The 16,046-nt window shown below is 37.8% G+C and carries 14 protein-coding genes; 2 read left to right on the top strand and 12 right to left on the bottom strand.

The genetic code is table 11. The features are described from left to right. Positions 1 to 113 precede the first annotated feature (113 nt). The 12 genes from NSTC731_RS01695 to NSTC731_RS01640 all read right to left on the bottom strand — a co-directional run bounded on the left by NSTC731_RS01695 (position 114) and on the right by NSTC731_RS01640 (position 14,384). Positions 114 to 1,190 (bottom strand): glucose-1-phosphate thymidylyltransferase, encoded by a 1,077-nt coding sequence (locus NSTC731_RS01695; RefSeq protein ID WP_445629343.1) that lies wholly within the window; start codon positions 1,188 to 1,190, stop codon positions 114 to 116. A gap of 109 nt (positions 1,191 to 1,299) precedes the next feature. Next, on the bottom strand, positions 1,300 to 2,394 hold the full coding sequence (locus NSTC731_RS01690; protein WP_445629342.1) for a glycosyltransferase family 4 protein: 1,095 nt from the start codon (positions 2,392 to 2,394) through the stop codon (positions 1,300 to 1,302). Beyond that, complete coding sequence (locus NSTC731_RS01685) at positions 2,394 to 3,554, bottom strand: glycosyltransferase family 4 protein (RefSeq protein WP_445629341.1); 1,161 nt, start codon at positions 3,552 to 3,554, stop codon at positions 2,394 to 2,396. The genes NSTC731_RS01690 and NSTC731_RS01685 overlap by 1 nt, the downstream gene beginning before the upstream one ends. An 8-nt stretch (positions 3,555 to 3,562) precedes the next feature. Then, positions 3,563 to 4,534: a GDP-mannose 4,6-dehydratase gene (locus NSTC731_RS01680; RefSeq protein ID WP_445629340.1), complete on the bottom strand. Its 972-nt coding sequence runs from the start codon at positions 4,532 to 4,534 to the stop codon at positions 3,563 to 3,565. Positions 4,535 to 4,798: 264 nt separating this feature from the next. Next, entirely contained in the window at positions 4,799 to 5,974 is a 1,176-nt protein-coding gene (locus tag NSTC731_RS01675; RefSeq protein WP_445629339.1) for a glycosyltransferase family 4 protein, read from the bottom strand. Continuing rightward, on the bottom strand, positions 5,971 to 6,894 hold the full coding sequence (locus tag NSTC731_RS01670; RefSeq protein WP_445629338.1) for a glycosyltransferase family 2 protein: 924 nt from the start codon (positions 6,892 to 6,894) through the stop codon (positions 5,971 to 5,973). The genes NSTC731_RS01675 and NSTC731_RS01670 overlap by 4 nt, the downstream gene beginning before the upstream one ends. Before the next feature lie 32 nt (positions 6,895 to 6,926). Then, complete coding sequence (locus NSTC731_RS01665) at positions 6,927 to 8,507, bottom strand: glycosyltransferase family 4 protein (RefSeq protein ID WP_445629337.1); 1,581 nt, start codon at positions 8,505 to 8,507, stop codon at positions 6,927 to 6,929. A 29-nt stretch (positions 8,508 to 8,536) separates the two neighbouring features. Continuing rightward, positions 8,537 to 10,252 carry a methyltransferase domain-containing protein gene (locus NSTC731_RS01660; RefSeq protein ID WP_445629336.1) on the bottom strand — a complete coding sequence of 572 codons (1,716 nt, stop codon included), beginning with the start codon at positions 10,250 to 10,252 and terminating at the stop codon, positions 8,537 to 8,539. A gap of 35 nt (positions 10,253 to 10,287) precedes the next feature. Beyond that, positions 10,288 to 10,797 (bottom strand): acyltransferase, encoded by a 510-nt coding sequence (locus NSTC731_RS01655; protein ID WP_445629335.1) that lies wholly within the window; start codon positions 10,795 to 10,797, stop codon positions 10,288 to 10,290. Beyond that, complete coding sequence (locus NSTC731_RS01650; protein ID WP_445629334.1) at positions 10,785 to 12,137, bottom strand: ABC transporter ATP-binding protein; 1,353 nt, start codon at positions 12,135 to 12,137, stop codon at positions 10,785 to 10,787. The genes NSTC731_RS01655 and NSTC731_RS01650 overlap by 13 nt, the downstream gene beginning before the upstream one ends. A gap of 172 nt (positions 12,138 to 12,309) precedes the next feature. After that, positions 12,310 to 13,158, bottom strand: coding sequence for an ABC transporter permease (locus NSTC731_RS01645; protein WP_445632255.1), 849 nt, complete (start codon positions 13,156 to 13,158; stop codon positions 12,310 to 12,312). Positions 13,159 to 13,523: 365 nt separating this feature from the next. Beyond that, positions 13,524 to 14,384 (bottom strand): Uma2 family endonuclease, encoded by an 861-nt coding sequence (locus tag NSTC731_RS01640; protein WP_445632254.1) that lies wholly within the window; start codon positions 14,382 to 14,384, stop codon positions 13,524 to 13,526. A 231-nt stretch (positions 14,385 to 14,615) separates the two neighbouring features. Here NSTC731_RS01640 and petP point away from each other — a divergent pair, with 231 nt between their 5' ends. Continuing rightward, positions 14,616 to 14,807, top strand: coding sequence for a cytochrome b6f subunit PetP (gene petP / locus NSTC731_RS01635; RefSeq protein ID WP_445629333.1), 192 nt, complete (start codon positions 14,616 to 14,618; stop codon positions 14,805 to 14,807). A 120-nt stretch (positions 14,808 to 14,927) separates the two neighbouring features. Continuing rightward, positions 14,928 to 16,028 (top strand): Get3/ArsA fold putative tail anchor-mediating ATPase NosAFP, encoded by a 1,101-nt coding sequence (locus tag NSTC731_RS01630; protein WP_445629332.1) that lies wholly within the window; start codon positions 14,928 to 14,930, stop codon positions 16,026 to 16,028. Positions 16,029 to 16,046 lie beyond the last annotated feature (18 nt).

Here is a 16,046-nt window from a genome sequence, read left to right as displayed (position 1 = left end):
TAATATTACAAGTAATGTGCCACAGTCTTAATTGTGAGAGTAATTTAATACTTGTATTTTACAGGTATTAGAATTAAGATTTTGACTGTGGTTTTTTGTTTTGAATAAGTAAATCACGTTAGTTCAATTTGACAATCATCGCCAATCATAAATCGCAAAGCTTTAGGGCGACGGGGTGCAAGATTCAATTGTGCCCTTTGTCCAATCACACTATCAATAATGCGCTGATGAATTCCGGCAATTTTAGCACCTTCTAAAATAACGCTGTGTTCTAAATCAGTATCAATAAGTGTGACATTGTTAGCAATGCTACTATAAGGGCCAATAAAGCAGTTTTCTAAATGACAATTGCTACCAATGACTACTGGCCCCCGAATTGTGCAGTTAATTACTTTAGATTTTACCCCGATTTTGACTCGTCCAATAATCTGACTTTGGGCATCGATTTCGCCCACAACTGATGCTGTCAGATAAGTATCGAGAATTAATCTATTAGCTTCTAATAAATCATCTTTTTTACCAGTATCTAACCACCAGCCTTGGAGATTGTGGGCTACAACCTGCTTTTGCTGATTAATCAGGTATTGAATAGCATCAGTGATTTCCAACTCGCCTCTGGTGGAAGGTTGGATATTGGCGATCGCATCATAAATTAGGTGAGAAAAGAAATAAACTCCTACTAATGCCAGATTTGAAGGAGGAACTTTGGGTTTTTCAATTAATTGTAATACCCGTCCGGTTTCATCTACCTGAGCCACACCAAAGGCGCTAGGGTTAGCAACTGAACGTAAGAGAATCAAAGCATCGGGCTGTTGTTGGCTAAATTGTTGCAGAAAGTAACGTAACTCACCTAGTTGAATCAAGTTATCGCCTAAGTACATGACAAAGGGAGAATCTTCTAAAAAGGGACGAGCGACTTGGACGGCGTGAGCAAGTCCCAGTGGTTGGTTTTGTATGATGTAGGTGATGTTTGCTCCAAAGCATTCTCCATTTCCGGTTTTCCCTTGGACTTCTGCCCCGGTTTCTGGACTGATAATGATGCCAATATCAGTAATACCAGCCGCGACCATTTCTTCAATGCCATACCATAAAACAGGTTTGTTAGCAACTGGTACAAGTTGTTTTGCCCCGCTGTAGGTGAGGGGACGTAACCGTGTGCCTTTACCGCCAGAAAGAATTAGTGCTTTCATACTGCTTTCATCAGGATTTAGGATTAATTACAAGTCATTAGTCAAGATAATCTGAAAACTTGACAAAATCCCAAATCATTGCATTTAAATTCTGACGTTAGTTTATCTTTTATATGTAACGGGATAACACTTCGACAGTTGCTTTTGCTGTTTTTTCCCAACTGAATTGTTGAGAGTGAGTAATACCTTGTCTAGAAAGGCGCGATCGCAATTCTGAATTAGTAGCGATCGCCTGCATCGCCTCTGTAATTTCTCCGGTGTTGTAGGGATTGACTAGAATCGCCGCATCGCCAGCCACTTCTGGTAAAGAGGAGAGATTGGAGGTAATGACGGGAGTACCACAAGCCATTGCTTCGAGAACAGGTAAACCAAAACCCTCCCAAAGACTAGGAAAAACCAAAGCGATCGCTTGATTAATTATTTTTGGCAATTCGCTGTAAGGAACATAGTCAAGGAACTTTACCTGATTAGTTACACCCAATTCTGCAACTTGCACTTTTAAAGTCGGGGTGTAACGCGAATCAATTGGCCCTACTAACCATAGTTCATAGTCTTTGCAGTTAGGTAAGGCCGCAAAAGCACTGATGAGTCGCTGGATGTTTTTGTAAGGGTCTTGGCGGCCGATATAGAGAAAGTAGTTGCGGGTAGGTAGATTGAGAGGAAGGAAGTGAGTGCGATCGTGCGCTAAAGGAATCACAGTAATTTTGCTGGCGGGAATTTCGTAAAAATCGGTGATGTCTTTAGCCGTAGTCTGAGAGATAGAAATAATGTGTTGCGCTTGCTTAAGAACTTGAGGAGTGTAGTAGCGGTGGTAGGGTGTGAGTGGTGAGAATGGTTTGGCAAAACGCAACGGTATCATGTCAAAAGATGTGACAACAAAACGACAATTGCTATAAAGGGGTGCTTCTGGGAGCGGAGAGAATAAAAGACTCGATTTAAGGTTTTTATATATTTGTGGTAGTTGAAATTGCGTCCAGATAAGGCGGTTTAAATGACCTTTTGTACCGTGGTCTGGGGTTAAATTTGACGGGATTGGATAGCAGTCAAAATCGGGATATTTTTGCGCTACTAATAGAGTGGGTTGCAAAGATTTTAAATAAGGAAAAAGGTTTTGAGCATAGTTGCCTATACCTGTTGGTTGAGATAAGAGAATAGATAAGTTAATAATTAATTGTTTGGCAGAGGTATTATCTACTATTTTCATTAAATAATGGTTCTATAAGCGTTTAATGTTTCTTTTGCCGTTCTTTCCCAGGAAAATAATTTTGCTCTGGCTTTCCCTTTATTAATTAATTCTTGGCGGAACTGAGAATCACTAATTACTTTCAGTATTGCTTCCCCTAGTTCGATAGGGTTATTAGGGTCAACTAATATAGCAGCATCTCCTGTAACTTCTGGAATTGAAGAAGTATTAGAACTAATCACAGGAACACCTAAAGTCATTGCTTCCAATACGGGCAAACCAAACCCTTCGTAATGAGATGGATAAACGAAGACATCAGCTTTAGAGTAAAATAATGCAACTAATTCATTAGATAGGTAATTAAGATGATGAATTTGGTTTGCCCAAGGCGAATTTTCAATAGCTGCAAATATCGGTTCGTAATTCCATCCTTTCCTACCAATCAATATTAATTGATGTTCAATTTTGTATTTTTCTTTTAAAAAGTTAAAGGCTGTAATTATATTATTAATATTTTTTCTTGGCTCTATTGTGCTAACAAAAAGTAGATATGGCTTGCAAAAATCATAATTAGTTTGTTTTTCTAGAATTTGGGCAACTTCCTCAGATAAGTAATTAGGATAGTAGCGACTAGCTAAAGGTGTAACATAGACTTTTTCTGGGTCTACTTGCAAATATTCAATAATATCTTTTTTAGAGCTTTCTGAAATAGTTAAAACTAAATCTGTCCACTGTAAACATCGCTTTACTCTTTTTGTATATGTTTTTACGACTGAATCTGTATAGTTAGGATATTTAATAAAAGTCAGATCGTATATATTCATTACCTTTAAACTATTTTGACAGGGATAAACTGAGTAATTTGTCCCATGTAATATATCTGGAAAACCAAAATATTTTTCCAAGTAAGATAAACTAGGTTTAAAAGCTAAAGCTAATAATAAATCTGAGATTCTTACAGGTAAAGGCAAGAGATACTGTTGAGAAGAATTTTTAAAGCATTCAGGAAAAATGAAGTTACCCCGAAGCCAATTTTTTAATCCTGGTTGATAGACTACTCCTAACTGAAAATTTTCCTCTTTTTGTAATACATCAAGAGCGCATATTAAATTAGCAATATACAAACCAACACCACTGGGTTTTGAATCCACTGGAGTGGCATCAACTACAACTTTTAGCATCAGAATATTTAAGCTCCGCCGTTGCTCAATTTTTTTAGATCGTAATCAACCATTAACTCAACCAATTGCTCAAAAGAATGCTGAGGCTGCCAATCTAACTTTGTCTTAATTTTATTAATCGAACCAACTAACTGCACAGGTTCATCAGAGCGATAAAAAGCAGGGTCAACTGAGACATAATCTTGCCAGTTTAGACCAACGCTGTTAAAAGCACACTCAACGAGTTCTCTGACAGAGTGAGTTTCACCACTAGCAATGATATAGTCATCAGGTTGTGCTTGTTGCAACATCAACCACATAGCGTAAACAGCATCTTTGGCGTAGCACCAATCACGACGAGCATCTAGGTTACCTAATTTTAGTTCATTTGCTAAACCTAATTTAATTTGAGCAGCTGCGTGCGTGATTTTGCGAAATACAAATTCTGTCCCACGTCGAGGTGATTCGTGAGTATAAGTAATACCACAACAGTTATAAAGGTTGTATTTCTGTCGATAGTTGACAGTCATCCAGTGAGCGTATGCTTTAGCAACACCGTAAGGGTTGCGCGGACGAAAGGCGGTGCGTTCAGTTTGAGGCGATTCATCAGGTTGACCAAAAACTTCACTACTAGATGCTTGATAGAATCTAGCATCTGGTTTGCAGCGACGAATAGATTCTAAGAGGCGGGAGACACCTAGAGCTGTATATTCAGCAGTAAGAGCAGGTTGTGTCCAAGAGAGAGGAACGTAGCTTTGAGAGGCGAGATTATAAATTTCGTCAGGTTGAGCTTCCGTAATCACATCCATTAATGATGACTGATCTAAAAGATCGCCAGAAAGAATTTGGATATCGCCAGAAAGATGATTGACGCGCTCAAGATTACTGGAACTTGAGCGGCGGACTAAGCCGAAGACTTGATAGCCTTTGCTTAGTAATAGTTCAGCAAGATAAGAGCCATCTTGTCCAGTTAAGCCGGTAATGAGAGCTTTTCTAGTCACAGTTATAATCCTATTGTTAAAAAAATAAAATTTAAAAGGTTATTCACTATATGTGATGGCAAACTATTTAGTTCAAATCACGAACTTTATTTTACAATTAAGCAGTAGATACTCTATTTATGATATTTTTGTAATTTCAAGTAAGACCACAACAGTTGCCAAAGTTGTATTACTGCCGATAGTGAAAAATATCTAATGAGAATGAGCTTTTATAAACAATAAATTTAGTTTAAGCGTTTTTACGCTAGAGTCAAATTCCTATATTTAGCTCATAAAAAATTGTTTTTTAATCTCCTTTTCAGAAGTTTTTTTAGGAAGTTCTAAAACATCTATATATGCTTGAGTTACTTGCTTTGCTGCTTTCGACCAGGAAAAATTATTAGCTTGTCTTGGACTATTAAACCTCAACACCTGACGCAATTTGTCATCTTGAAGTTTTGCAAATCCTGCCACGATATCAGCTTCATTTGTAGGATCTACATATAAAACTGCATCTTTGCCAACTTCAGGTAAACTCGTAGTATTAGAAGTTATAACAGCTGCGCCAAGATTCATTGCCTCTAAAACTGGCAATCCAAATCCTTCATAAATTGATGGATAAACAAATGCCCAACAATTTTTATATAGCCAGTTTAGTGTATCATCATCCACATACCCTAGTCTACGAATATGCTTAGTCAAGCCTATACTAACAATGAAACTTTCAAGATCGTCTTCTAACCATCCTTGCCCTCCTGCTAAAACCAAAGGTTTAGGATCGTTATAAATATCGATATATTTCTTATATGCCAACAAAGTCCGGCGTAAATTTTTCCTTGGTTCTAAAGTACCTACAGAAAGCCAAAAATGATCGGGTTCAAGGTTAGCAACCGGTTTTTCTTCATCACCATCCTGAAAACGACTTCCTAAATAGACTACACGAGTTCTTTCTATTGGAAAGTGGGGAAATATTTCCAGAAATCGTTGTCTAGAATATTCAGAAATAGCAATAATTAAGTCGGCTTGCATTGATGCACTGAAAACACCATTAAAACAATTCCATCGGTTTTCTTCAGAAGTATATTCTGGATGATCGAGGAAACTCAGATCGTATAGAGTATAAACCAACCGAGCAGAATTAAAACGAGGACATGAAAAGTTATTCCCGTGAACAACATCTGGATTCCCTAATTTCTCTTCATCAATTGCTGCTGAACTACTCCAAAAAGCTAGAGACTCATGATGTGAAAAATTATCTAGTAAATGAGTACAATTACTTTTATTAAAGCGGCACGTGCTAATTCTATGCTCTGGGTCCCAAAAAGTATTTCCAAATGCTGAGTAAAGGAAATACTCATTATTGTTGTTGCAATTTACTAGATGTTTTATAAGACTATCAGCAAAATATCCACATCCTGCCTTGGATTTTCCAGTTTGACTAATATCAAAACCAATTTTCATAACCTTTTCAATAGTAAAACTAAATTTTTAATCAAAAATATATTGGCAGCAATTAACCACCAAATCATCTTGACTGATGCATTGATTGAAATCGATTTTTTCCAATGATAAAATGACCACAGGCTATTAAAAATTAGTGCATTCACAAAAATCATGTTTTGAATAGGTTTTGTTCTGTCTAACTTCCAAGTCTCTTCTATCTTTACGTGTGCGTAAGCAAAAATCCATTTATCTGGTACATTTCCAAATTTGGAATGCATCATATTATTTATTTCATAATGCACAGCTATCCGTTGACCCAGTGTTTTATTAGTCTTGTATAGGCGAGAACCAGAAAGCTTGCGTGGTATATAATGAAATGGTGTATTCTTCGCATAACGAAGCCACAACTCATAGTCCATACAGTACTTGAGAGAATCATTCAAGTTGCCATATTTTTTAACTAGATTACGGCGGAAAAATACGGATGGTTGGCAGAGAAAACAAGTTTCGATTAAACGTTGATAATTCCAATCCTCAGTCGGATAAGCTTCAATAACTCGGTCTTGTTCATCAATGTGATCGGCATCACCATATATAGCTTGTACATTGGGATAAGATTCAAAAATTTCTTTAATTACTTTAAAAGTTCCTGGATAGTAAATATCATCAGAATTAATCCAAGCAATTATGTCACCTGTGGTCATAGCGATACCTTTATTAACGGCATCTGCTTGTCCTTTATCAGGTTCTGAAACCCACTTTATGTACTTCTCATAATTTCTTAAGATTTCTACAGTCCCATCGGTACTAGCACCATCACAGATTACATACTCCATTTCTGTATCTGCCAATTGTTGAGATAGCACACTCTGTATAGTTCTTTCTATAAAACAACCCTGACCAAAAGAAGGTGTAATAACGCTAAATTTCAAGTTCACACCACACTCTCTAATGCTAAAATTGAAGTAGATTACCCATCAACTAAGTTTACTTGACAATGGCGCACCATTAACCCAAGCCGACGTTGATCCGAGTTCAGATTTAGTTGACTAGGTTGAAAGCTAGGCGATATTTGCACTGTTACCACTTCACCTGTAGGCAAAAGTGGCCAAATAACTTTCTGTGATTCGCCCCGAAGGCAATTGTAAGAAGCTTTTCTCTTTTTAGTGCGTAATTTTATCGTGGCTTTAGAGGTTGGATAAAATTCAGGAGTTTCAAACAAAATCTCTAGAGTTCGTCCTGACAAACCTGGCTCTATGGAAATATGAAACTCAGGTGCTGACCAACCATCATCATAAATGCCAGAAATCATGGTTTGAACTAATGTCTTTTGATTTAAAGCCTCTTTTTCAAATATACTTAAATATTGGCAAGCCATTTCCTTACCATCAAATAGCTCTAATCTTTGAAACCCTTTTTTGACCAGTTGTTCAACTAATAATTGATTACCGCTAATCTTTGCCAAACATGATGCTATCTCATCTGGTTTTCGAGGATCGAAATAGATAACGGCATCTCCTCCAACTTCTGGTAAGCTAGCAGCATTACTAGATAATACTGGCTTACCAAATTTCATTGCCTCTAAAGTTGGAATCCCAAATCCTTCATATAATGAAGGGAAAATTAAACATTGACAACCTTGCCAAACAGCTGTTAATATCTCTTGATTTAAAAATCCTAAAAATATGATATTTTCGCTCAAACCCATAAGGTCTACTGCTTCCTTTAAGTTATTTTCTTCATGTTCTAATGCACCTGTAAAAACTAAATCTAAAAATGAATTTGGAAACTGTTTTTTATATATTCCATAGGCTGTTAAGAGTATACGATGGTTTTTGTGTGGCCAATAGTTAGCAGGATAAAATGCATATTTTCGTCCTGCTAAACCTATACTGCTGAGATGCTCTATAACAGTGCTTTCATTTAATTCAACTAGGCGTTCATGAATAGAAATCGGTACAACAGCAAGTTGATCGGGGGGCGTTTTAAAATGCTTGATAAATGATTGGCGTGTAAAATCTGAAATGCAAATGATTTTTTGAGACTTATTAAGAAGCTCAACTATAAATTTTGTTCGATGTTGCTGTTCTTGAGCAGTAAAAAAAAAATGATAGTCTAAATGCTGTAAATCATAAGCAATAGCTACTAGCGGAATATCTTTTTCGGCATATGTTGGTGCAGAAAAAGGGCAAAATAATAAATCAATATTATTTTTTTTCAGTAGAGAGCTAGAGCCTATAAACTTATTGAATTTCAAGTTAATTTTATTAAATACTTTTTCTCCCAGTCTAGATAAAATCCCCCATTTCTGTTTTTTAGGTGCATTAATTAAATTAGGAACTAATAGTCGCTCCATCCTTTTAGTCTCGTATTGGGCTAATTCTAAATGATTCCAAGGAGCTGTAAGGAGCAAGAAATAGTGATGAGGAGCTAACTTTTGAAATTGTGTGAGTAGTGTCAATACTAAAATTTTAGCACCTCCATTTTCACCACCAGGTCGTAGAGGAGTTAAATCTATAGCAATTTTTAGAGATGATTTTAATTCGCTCATATGGTCATTAATATATTCAACTTTTGAGCCTATAATTTGTATCCTACAACTGCATAATCTTGTGCTCCATAGAAGTAGTCATTAAATCGTTCAGCTACCTCAGAACCACTGACTTTATAACTTTCTGGATAAGGGTGAAGATCCATGACTTTTACTTGGTGTAGACCTTGGGTTTCAAGAATAAATTTAATCATAGAGCTTGGCAAGGGATTATGATGAGTTGGATCAAAATAAAAATTACAGCTACCAACTAATACATTTTGAGGATTTGGTGTTTCAAAAATCGCTAATCCTCCAGGCTTAAGTATCCTGACTACTTCATTGAAAAACTTCATTAATATTGGAAAAGTTAGATGCTCAATAATATGAAAGCCAGTTATCATTCCTAAGCTAGTATCTGGTAAAGATTGCACATAAACCATTAAATCTGCTTCTATCACCTCAAATCCCCTTGAGCGGGATTGTTCTACCATTACTTTGTTGATATCCAGACCTTTGGCTGTATATCCAGACTTTTGTAGTAACTCCAGCCATTCACCACGTCCACAACCTACATCTAAAATTGGAGATTCAGGTGTGCCTATCTTTGCTTGCTCAATCAATGGCAAATAAACTTTTAATCTGTCTAATATTTCTTCCCGACTACCTCGAAACTGCTCTTCAAATGCAGCATAAAAAGCATCTAAAAAGTGCATATCTTCATTTACAAAGGTTTCTAATTCCTTTTGGCTAAAAGGTTCTGGCAAACGTTTTTTTGCATCTTCCAAAAACACTGTTATTAAACGCTTTAGCTGCATTAAATCATTTTTGAGGTAACTATCGTTTCTGATATAATGCTCATTGATTTCTTGAATACGAGCATTTGCTGTATTTATACGATTATCTGTTGTAATTAATTGATTGCCCATTCTTTCAATACGAGCATCTACAATATTTTTATGCTCATCTATTTCTTGTACTAGACGATTCAGGGTATCCAAACGTTCTTGAATGCCAGTTAGCCAGTTGGTAATTAAAGTATGAATAGCATTTATGCTGTCATCTATTCTTTGGATACTGTTATCCAGAGTAACTAAGCGCTCGTCCACCCCTTGAAAGCGATTCTCTACAGCAATCAAGCGCCTATTTAGTTGTTGGATGCTGTTATCTAGAGTAACTAAGCGCTCATCCAATCCTGGAAAACGATTATCCATAGCAATCAGGCGCTCATCCAATCCTGGAAAACGATTATCCATAGCAATCAGGCGCTCATCTAGCCCTTGGATGCTGTTATTCATAGCAACCAGGCGCTCATCCAATCCTGGAAAGCGATCATCCATAGCAATCAGGCGCTCATCTAGCCCTTGAATGTTGTTATCCACTTGCGTTTTTAAAGTCGCAATGTGTTCCACTAGCTGGTGATTAAGTGCTACAGACTCTTTTAGAGAATTAATTATACTAAAATTGATTTCTCGTTGATCTTTAAAGATAAAGTTCATGATTTTTAGAATAATTTTTTGCAACTTACCATTTAAATTGAAAGGAAAAAGATTAAGTTTATCTGGCCACTTTGTACGGGCAAGTGAGCGAGATTCTGCATTGTTGAGAAAATTTTCAATATGACTAATACTTAATTTCAGTTTCGATATGTCTAGATTAGATTGTAAACCCGCTAAGTGAGAGTTAACTTGGCTTTTTCTCACCTGCTCAACAATTTTTTGTATTAATTCATCAATCTTGATTTCTGGATCGTTAGATTCAATCATTTTTTATATTTTTAAGTAATATATAAATTTCCCTTTTACGGGATTATCTGTTTGACTATTTTTGCTGGAATCCCTGCTACAATATGATAACTAGGAACATCGCATTTAACAACAGCACCTGCCGCTACTACAGAATTCTTGCCAATTTTGCAGGGGCCAATTATAGTGACATTACTTGCGATCCAAGCCCCTTCTTCAACTACAATATCATTTCCTTCTGTTGGAAAATTGTTCATCCTCTCTAGTCCAAACTTTTTATAGTCGTGAGTTCCAGTTATTACACTAACATTGTGCCCAAAAAAAACATATTCTCCGATTACTATATTTCCCGAAGATAAGTTAAATAATGCATTATTTACTACGCATGTATTTGACAATTTTAGTCTTTGAGGTTCGCCAAAAACCAAGTATTCTTTTAAGCTTACATCTTTGATGCGCCGATCAAAATAGCCTTGGGTTAGAGATTGCTTGAGGTAAATATCAAAATATAATTTAATCCAGCTTTCGAGCTTAGATTTAAAATAATTTTTAACTATTGTGTACATAGCGATTCCTCATAGAGTCCGATCTTTCTGCCAGATACTTGAAAGACTCCTTCTACCAAATCATTTACTGCTGCTTGTATAACTATGGCATTCTGAATCCAGTCCAGCATTTCTAAATTTTCGTGTGTTCCATCTCCAAATGCTATATCTAAGGCATAATTACCACCAGCTAAGTGAGGCCAAATAAACTCAAAATCAACTGTTGCTCTTCCTATTTCTGATTTAGATAGCCAGTAGTTAGCAAAATTTTTATCTAAGAGTTCTGTACTCCATCCTGATAAAACAGTTCTCAATCTATCCAGTAGCGCTATACCAACATTTGGCTTTCTAACTTTATCGTGTCTGAATGTAGTGATTCTAATTTTTAATACATCTCCTGGATAAACCAACTCAATAGGTTTACCCTGACTATCTAACACAGAAATATGCTCAATTTCTGCACGTCCTGTACCAAATCGTTCAAATCCATAAAAAGCCATATATGGCTTTTTAGTAAAAGGATTTGATTCTTTTATAGTGATTTTAGTCAAATCAATTTCTTCTTCATTAGCACGAATATTCTCATTCTTATTTGAATCCAAATTTATGCTAGTTCTTTTATTGACTTCTTCATGCACCCATGCTTGATAGTGTTTACATACTTCAGCAGGTTGTCCAGTATCTACAATAATTCCTTGATTAATCCAGATAGCTTTAGAGCAAAGACGTGATACAGATCCTACATCATGGGAGACAAATAAGATTGTTCCTCCGGAATCTTGAAAATCTATAATTTTTGCCATACAACGATGGACAAAAATACCATCACCTACTGCTAAAGATTCATCTACAATTAAAATTTCTGGGTTAACGTTAATTGCTACTGAAAATGCTAAACGAACAAACATACCGCTAGAGTATGTTTTGACTGGTTGTTCCATGAAATCGCCAATTTCAGCAAAGGAAGCAATTTTGTCAAACTTTGCTTCTATTTCTGCTCGGTTTAATCCTAAAATCTGTCCATTAAAAAATACATTTTGTCTGCCTGTAAATTCAGGATTAAATCCGCTACCTAGTTCTAGTAAAGCTGAAACTCTGCCGTGAACGGATACCTCTCCTATGGTTGGTGTCAAGGTTCCAGCAATAATTTGTAGCAATGTACTTTTACCAGAACCATTTTGACCAATAATTCCTAGTGTCTCTCCTTTATTAATTTCCAAGTTAATATTATTTAATGCCCAAAACTCTTGAGCGTGGCTCTTACCAGGTAGTAAAATTTCTTTGAGTCTATCTACCGGACGAGCATAGCGCTTATAGCTCTTTGAGATATTCTTCAGGGAAATTGCAATCTCCTCACCCATAATACCGCATACTTAAACTACTAAAGAATTTTACACGCTACAACTTTATCAATTAAAAAATATTTACGTAATTAAAATTTTGGCTTTTTATTGAATCAGGTTGCTATCTATTCACTATATAGGTAACATTAGCATTTGCGTGTTTTAAAAGCGCTTTAATAATGAAAGCTGCCTATAAAACATCTGCAAAGGCTGGACGCAAATGCTTGTACACTGTAAAACCACAACAAAATATAATTGTTGCGATCGCACCAGCAACTCCCCATTCACCCCAATGCTTCACCTCTCCAATTAAAACAATGTCGCGATAAACTTCTGCGATCGCTGCCATTGGATTTAACCAGAATATCAAACTCCGCCATTCCTCTGGAATTGCTGATACTGGATAGACAAGCGGTGTTATATAAAACCAAATATTTAAAATTACTCCTAAAGTCTGCGGGATATCTCGCAAAAATACAGTTAGTCCGGCTGTTAAATAGCCAAACCCTGCTGTTAGCAATAGCTGTGTTAACCAGATCAAGGGTAATAGCGCCAAGCTAGTATGTAAAGTATGAGCATTGATCGCCACAAAAAAAATCAATGCCATTAAACCAAAGGAACTCTCAATGAATGTTGACAAAATTGGCACTAGGGGTAATAAAGCTAAAGGAAATACCACCTTCTTGACCAAATTCGGTTGTCCTAGTACCGAATTTGCGGACTGCATTAAACCACCAGTAAAAGCAATCCAAGGAAGTAACCCTGCAAATAACCATAAACCAAAGGTGAAATCATTTGCTGGTAAACCTTTGAGTGTAGTCAGCTTCACCTTCAGTACGGTAGAGAACACATAAGTATAAATCAGTAATTGTGATAACTGATTTAGTAAAGGCCACAAGTTACCCAAAACAGAACCTTTGTAACGCGCCTCTAAATCCCGGCGTACTAGAGTTCTTAGTAAGTCGAACTTTACCCATAACTGTTCATCTATGGGTAAGATGCGCCTCCATCTCCCTACCTTACGTACAACTCCCCGCATTGTCGGCAACAATTTCTGCTTCCTCGCTTACTATTCACTATCCGCTCACCTAATTACTCTCACTGAAGCCTATTATATTTATGAAAGTTCCTTTTACAGGGACACATAAAAAATATCCAACAACTTCTTGTGAGATGGGTGTCTCACCCACCTTTAGCTAGCCGTGGGCAGGATGCCCACCTCATATTGGATAATTTATTTGTTGGAAATCTCTTCAGTGCTTTTAAAATATATCATCACAAGAAAATTGTATCCAAATTATCTTGGCGATTATACAATAAATAAAATATTGTCAATTGTATTTTTACCACAAATATAACGTCTGTTTGTCAGGCTCATTCTTTGTTAAAGATGCGAGTTTTTGCTTAACTCAAGGTATCTGGATCGATTCCTTGCGATCGCAAATACTCTGCTAATCGCTCAGCCCGTTGATGTTCCTGTTCAGCCCGTTGATGTTCCTGTTCAGCCCGTTGGCGTTCCTGTTCAGCCCGTTGATGTTCCTGTTCAGCCCGTTGGCGTTCCTGTTCAGCCCGTTGGCGTTCCTTTTCAGCCCGTTGGCGTTCCTGTTCAGCTTGTTCTTTTCGAGTCGGCATCCAACCCGCAGAATTATACCAACGCAGCCACAAACCTGTTGTCTGCTGATAACTACCTTGCCAAAGACCTAATCCTAGCTCTAACTCTTCTAACCATAAGCGGTTCTCTGGTAAAGATATTGCTTCGTAACGAGTGCCATTGAGCTTAAAGGCACGTAAATTATTTTCATAGCGATCGTAGATAACGTAGTAGGGAACCCGTAAAATCTGTTCATATACTTCCCACTTCGTTGGGGGTCGGTTTACTTCGCGCAGTGTTTTTCCTAAGTCTTCTTGTTCTGTACCAGGTGAAAGTAATTCAACTACTAAAAATGGATCGATTCCTTCTTGCCAAATAACGTAACTTAAACGCAGGTCTTGCTGTTGGCTAGCACTAGGTAATCCTAAAACCATGTACCAATCAGGACGCTTGTACCACAAAGGATGGCGAGGATCGTAGTAAAGATTTAAGTCGCTGACAAGTAAAATTTCCTCAGATGGATAAGCAAGAGGCTGACAAGTTTCACTGAGCAAATCTGCCTGAATCCGGTGAAATTCATCTGGCAAACCTGATTCCCCCACTAATTCACTGGGTAAATCATACATCGTAGGCATTGTTTCTTGTGGCGGACGGGGTGGATCTGTTTGATACATAACTACTACCTTGATTGCTGAACTCAAGTTATCTGGATGAACCTCTAACGATCGCAAATGTTCCACTACCACTAATCCTTGCGATCGCATCTGTTGTTAATTTTAAATTCTTAGGTCAGAAGTTAGGAGTTACGATTCTCTCCCTCACTCCCTCATCTCCCCTGAATTTGTGAGAGCAGAGTCACGGATTCCGCTAAACTGAGACTTGGTTTATCTGAATTGTAATCAGGCATGGAAATCGGACAAAAGGTTAAAGTCTTTCGTTTACGCGATCGCGTTTCTCCCCCAGTTGTAAAAAAACTCGGACAAGTGGGTATCATCCAAGGCTACAAAGTTACTGATGGTCGTGGAATCGGTGTAGTGGTTCAGTTTGAAGACAATACTTCCACTTGGTTTTTTGAAGATGAAATCAAACCTGTGTAGTAGTAAAAAACTCAGCTTTGGGTTTTTCTTTGGCTGTGAAGTTGAAAGCACAGGTTGAGAGTCTATGTTGAGTGCTAAGTTGGAGTTGAAAAGATCGGCGGTGAAAATAGGAATCAACTAATGGCTCTAATATTGACATTTTTGGGCAAAGGCGGCACCGCTCGTACCAAAATTGCGATCGCCGCCGCCAAATTATTGGCAAGTCAAGGCAAGCGCGTACTTCTAGCAGGACAAGCAGAACCAACATTGTCAATCCTGTTGGGTACTCCCATTACTGCCGAACCTCAAGAAATTTCTCCCAAGTTACAGGCGGTACAGTTTCAAGCATCTGTACTGCTTGAGCGCAACTGGGACGAAGTGAAGAAACTGGAGGCGCAATATCTCCGCACGCCCATCTTCAAAGACGTTTTTGGTCAAGAACTGGTAGTCTTGCCGGGGATGGACAACGCCTTAGCGCTGAACGCTATTCGCGAATATGATGCCAGTGGCAAATATGATGCGATCGTCTACGATGGCACAGGCGACTCTTTAACGCTGCGAACGTTGGGTTTACCAGAATCTCTGAGTTGGTATGTCCGGCGATTTCGGCAATTATTTGTCAACTCCGATTTGGGGAAGACGATTACTGAATCGCCCTTGATTCAACCGCTGATTAGCAGTTTTTTCAATATTAACTGGACAGCAGATAACTTTGCAGGACCCACTAACCAAGTCAATAATTTCTTAGAAAAGGGGAGAGCCGCTCTCGCCGATCCTAAGCGTCTCGCTGCTTTCTTAGTCACCACAGGAGATCAAATTGACGTAGCAAATGCTCGTTATTTATGGGGTAGCGCTCAACAAATTGGTTTAACTGTCGGTGGTGTTCTGCTTGTGTCTCCTAAGACAAACGTCAATCTGTCAGAGGAATTTATACCCTTACCTGTGAGCGTTGTTCCCGACTCGCCCACGGGTGACTGGCAACCACTGATAGAGGCTCTACCCAACTTTGAAGCACAAGCTTTACAGGCTCCCAAACCTATTGAAATAGACATCCACAATCGTCAAGTACGCTTATTCTTGCCAGGATTTGACAAAAAGCAAGTCAAGCTCACCCAATATGGGCCAGAAGTGACTGTAGAAGCAGGAGATCAACGACGCAATATTCCCTTACCCCCAGCCCTGAGTGGCAGACCGGTTGCTGGAGCAAAGTTTCAGAATCATTATTTGATAATTTCGTTTTAAGTTAGGAACAAAGTTAGG

Source organism: Nostoc sp. DSM 114167 (genome assembly GCF_052692655.1).
This window is presented reverse-complemented; position numbering and strand designations above follow the sequence as displayed.

What these genes read in the sequence shown, in the direction of transcription:
- NSTC731_RS01645 (WP_445632255.1), bottom strand. Translation starts at nt 13,158, where the DNA reads ATGCGGGGAGTTGTACGTAAGGTAGGGAGATGGAGGCGCATCTTACCC.
- NSTC731_RS01640 (WP_445632254.1), bottom strand. Translation starts at nt 14,384, where the DNA reads ATGTATCAAACAGATCCACCCCGTCCGCCACAAGAAACAATGCCTACG.
- NSTC731_RS01695 (WP_445629343.1), bottom strand. Translation starts at nt 1,190, where the DNA reads ATGAAAGCACTAATTCTTTCTGGCGGTAAAGGCACACGGTTACGTCCC.
- NSTC731_RS01655 (WP_445629335.1), bottom strand. Translation starts at nt 10,797, where the DNA reads ATGTACACAATAGTTAAAAATTATTTTAAATCTAAGCTCGAAAGCTGG.
- NSTC731_RS01650 (WP_445629334.1), bottom strand. Translation starts at nt 12,137, where the DNA reads ATGGGTGAGGAGATTGCAATTTCCCTGAAGAATATCTCAAAGAGCTAT.
- NSTC731_RS01690 (WP_445629342.1), bottom strand. Translation starts at nt 2,394, where the DNA reads ATGAAAATAGTAGATAATACCTCTGCCAAACAATTAATTATTAACTTA.
- NSTC731_RS01665 (WP_445629337.1), bottom strand. Translation starts at nt 8,507, where the DNA reads ATGAGCGAATTAAAATCATCTCTAAAAATTGCTATAGATTTAACTCCT.
- NSTC731_RS01675 (WP_445629339.1), bottom strand. Translation starts at nt 5,974, where the DNA reads ATGAAAATTGGTTTTGATATTAGTCAAACTGGAAAATCCAAGGCAGGA.
- NSTC731_RS01685 (WP_445629341.1), bottom strand. Translation starts at nt 3,554, where the DNA reads ATGCTAAAAGTTGTAGTTGATGCCACTCCAGTGGATTCAAAACCCAGT.
- petP (WP_445629333.1), top strand. Translation starts at nt 14,616, where the DNA reads ATGGAAATCGGACAAAAGGTTAAAGTCTTTCGTTTACGCGATCGCGTT.
- NSTC731_RS01660 (WP_445629336.1), bottom strand. Translation starts at nt 10,252, where the DNA reads ATGATTGAATCTAACGATCCAGAAATCAAGATTGATGAATTAATACAA.
- NSTC731_RS01630 (WP_445629332.1), top strand. Translation starts at nt 14,928, where the DNA reads ATGGCTCTAATATTGACATTTTTGGGCAAAGGCGGCACCGCTCGTACC.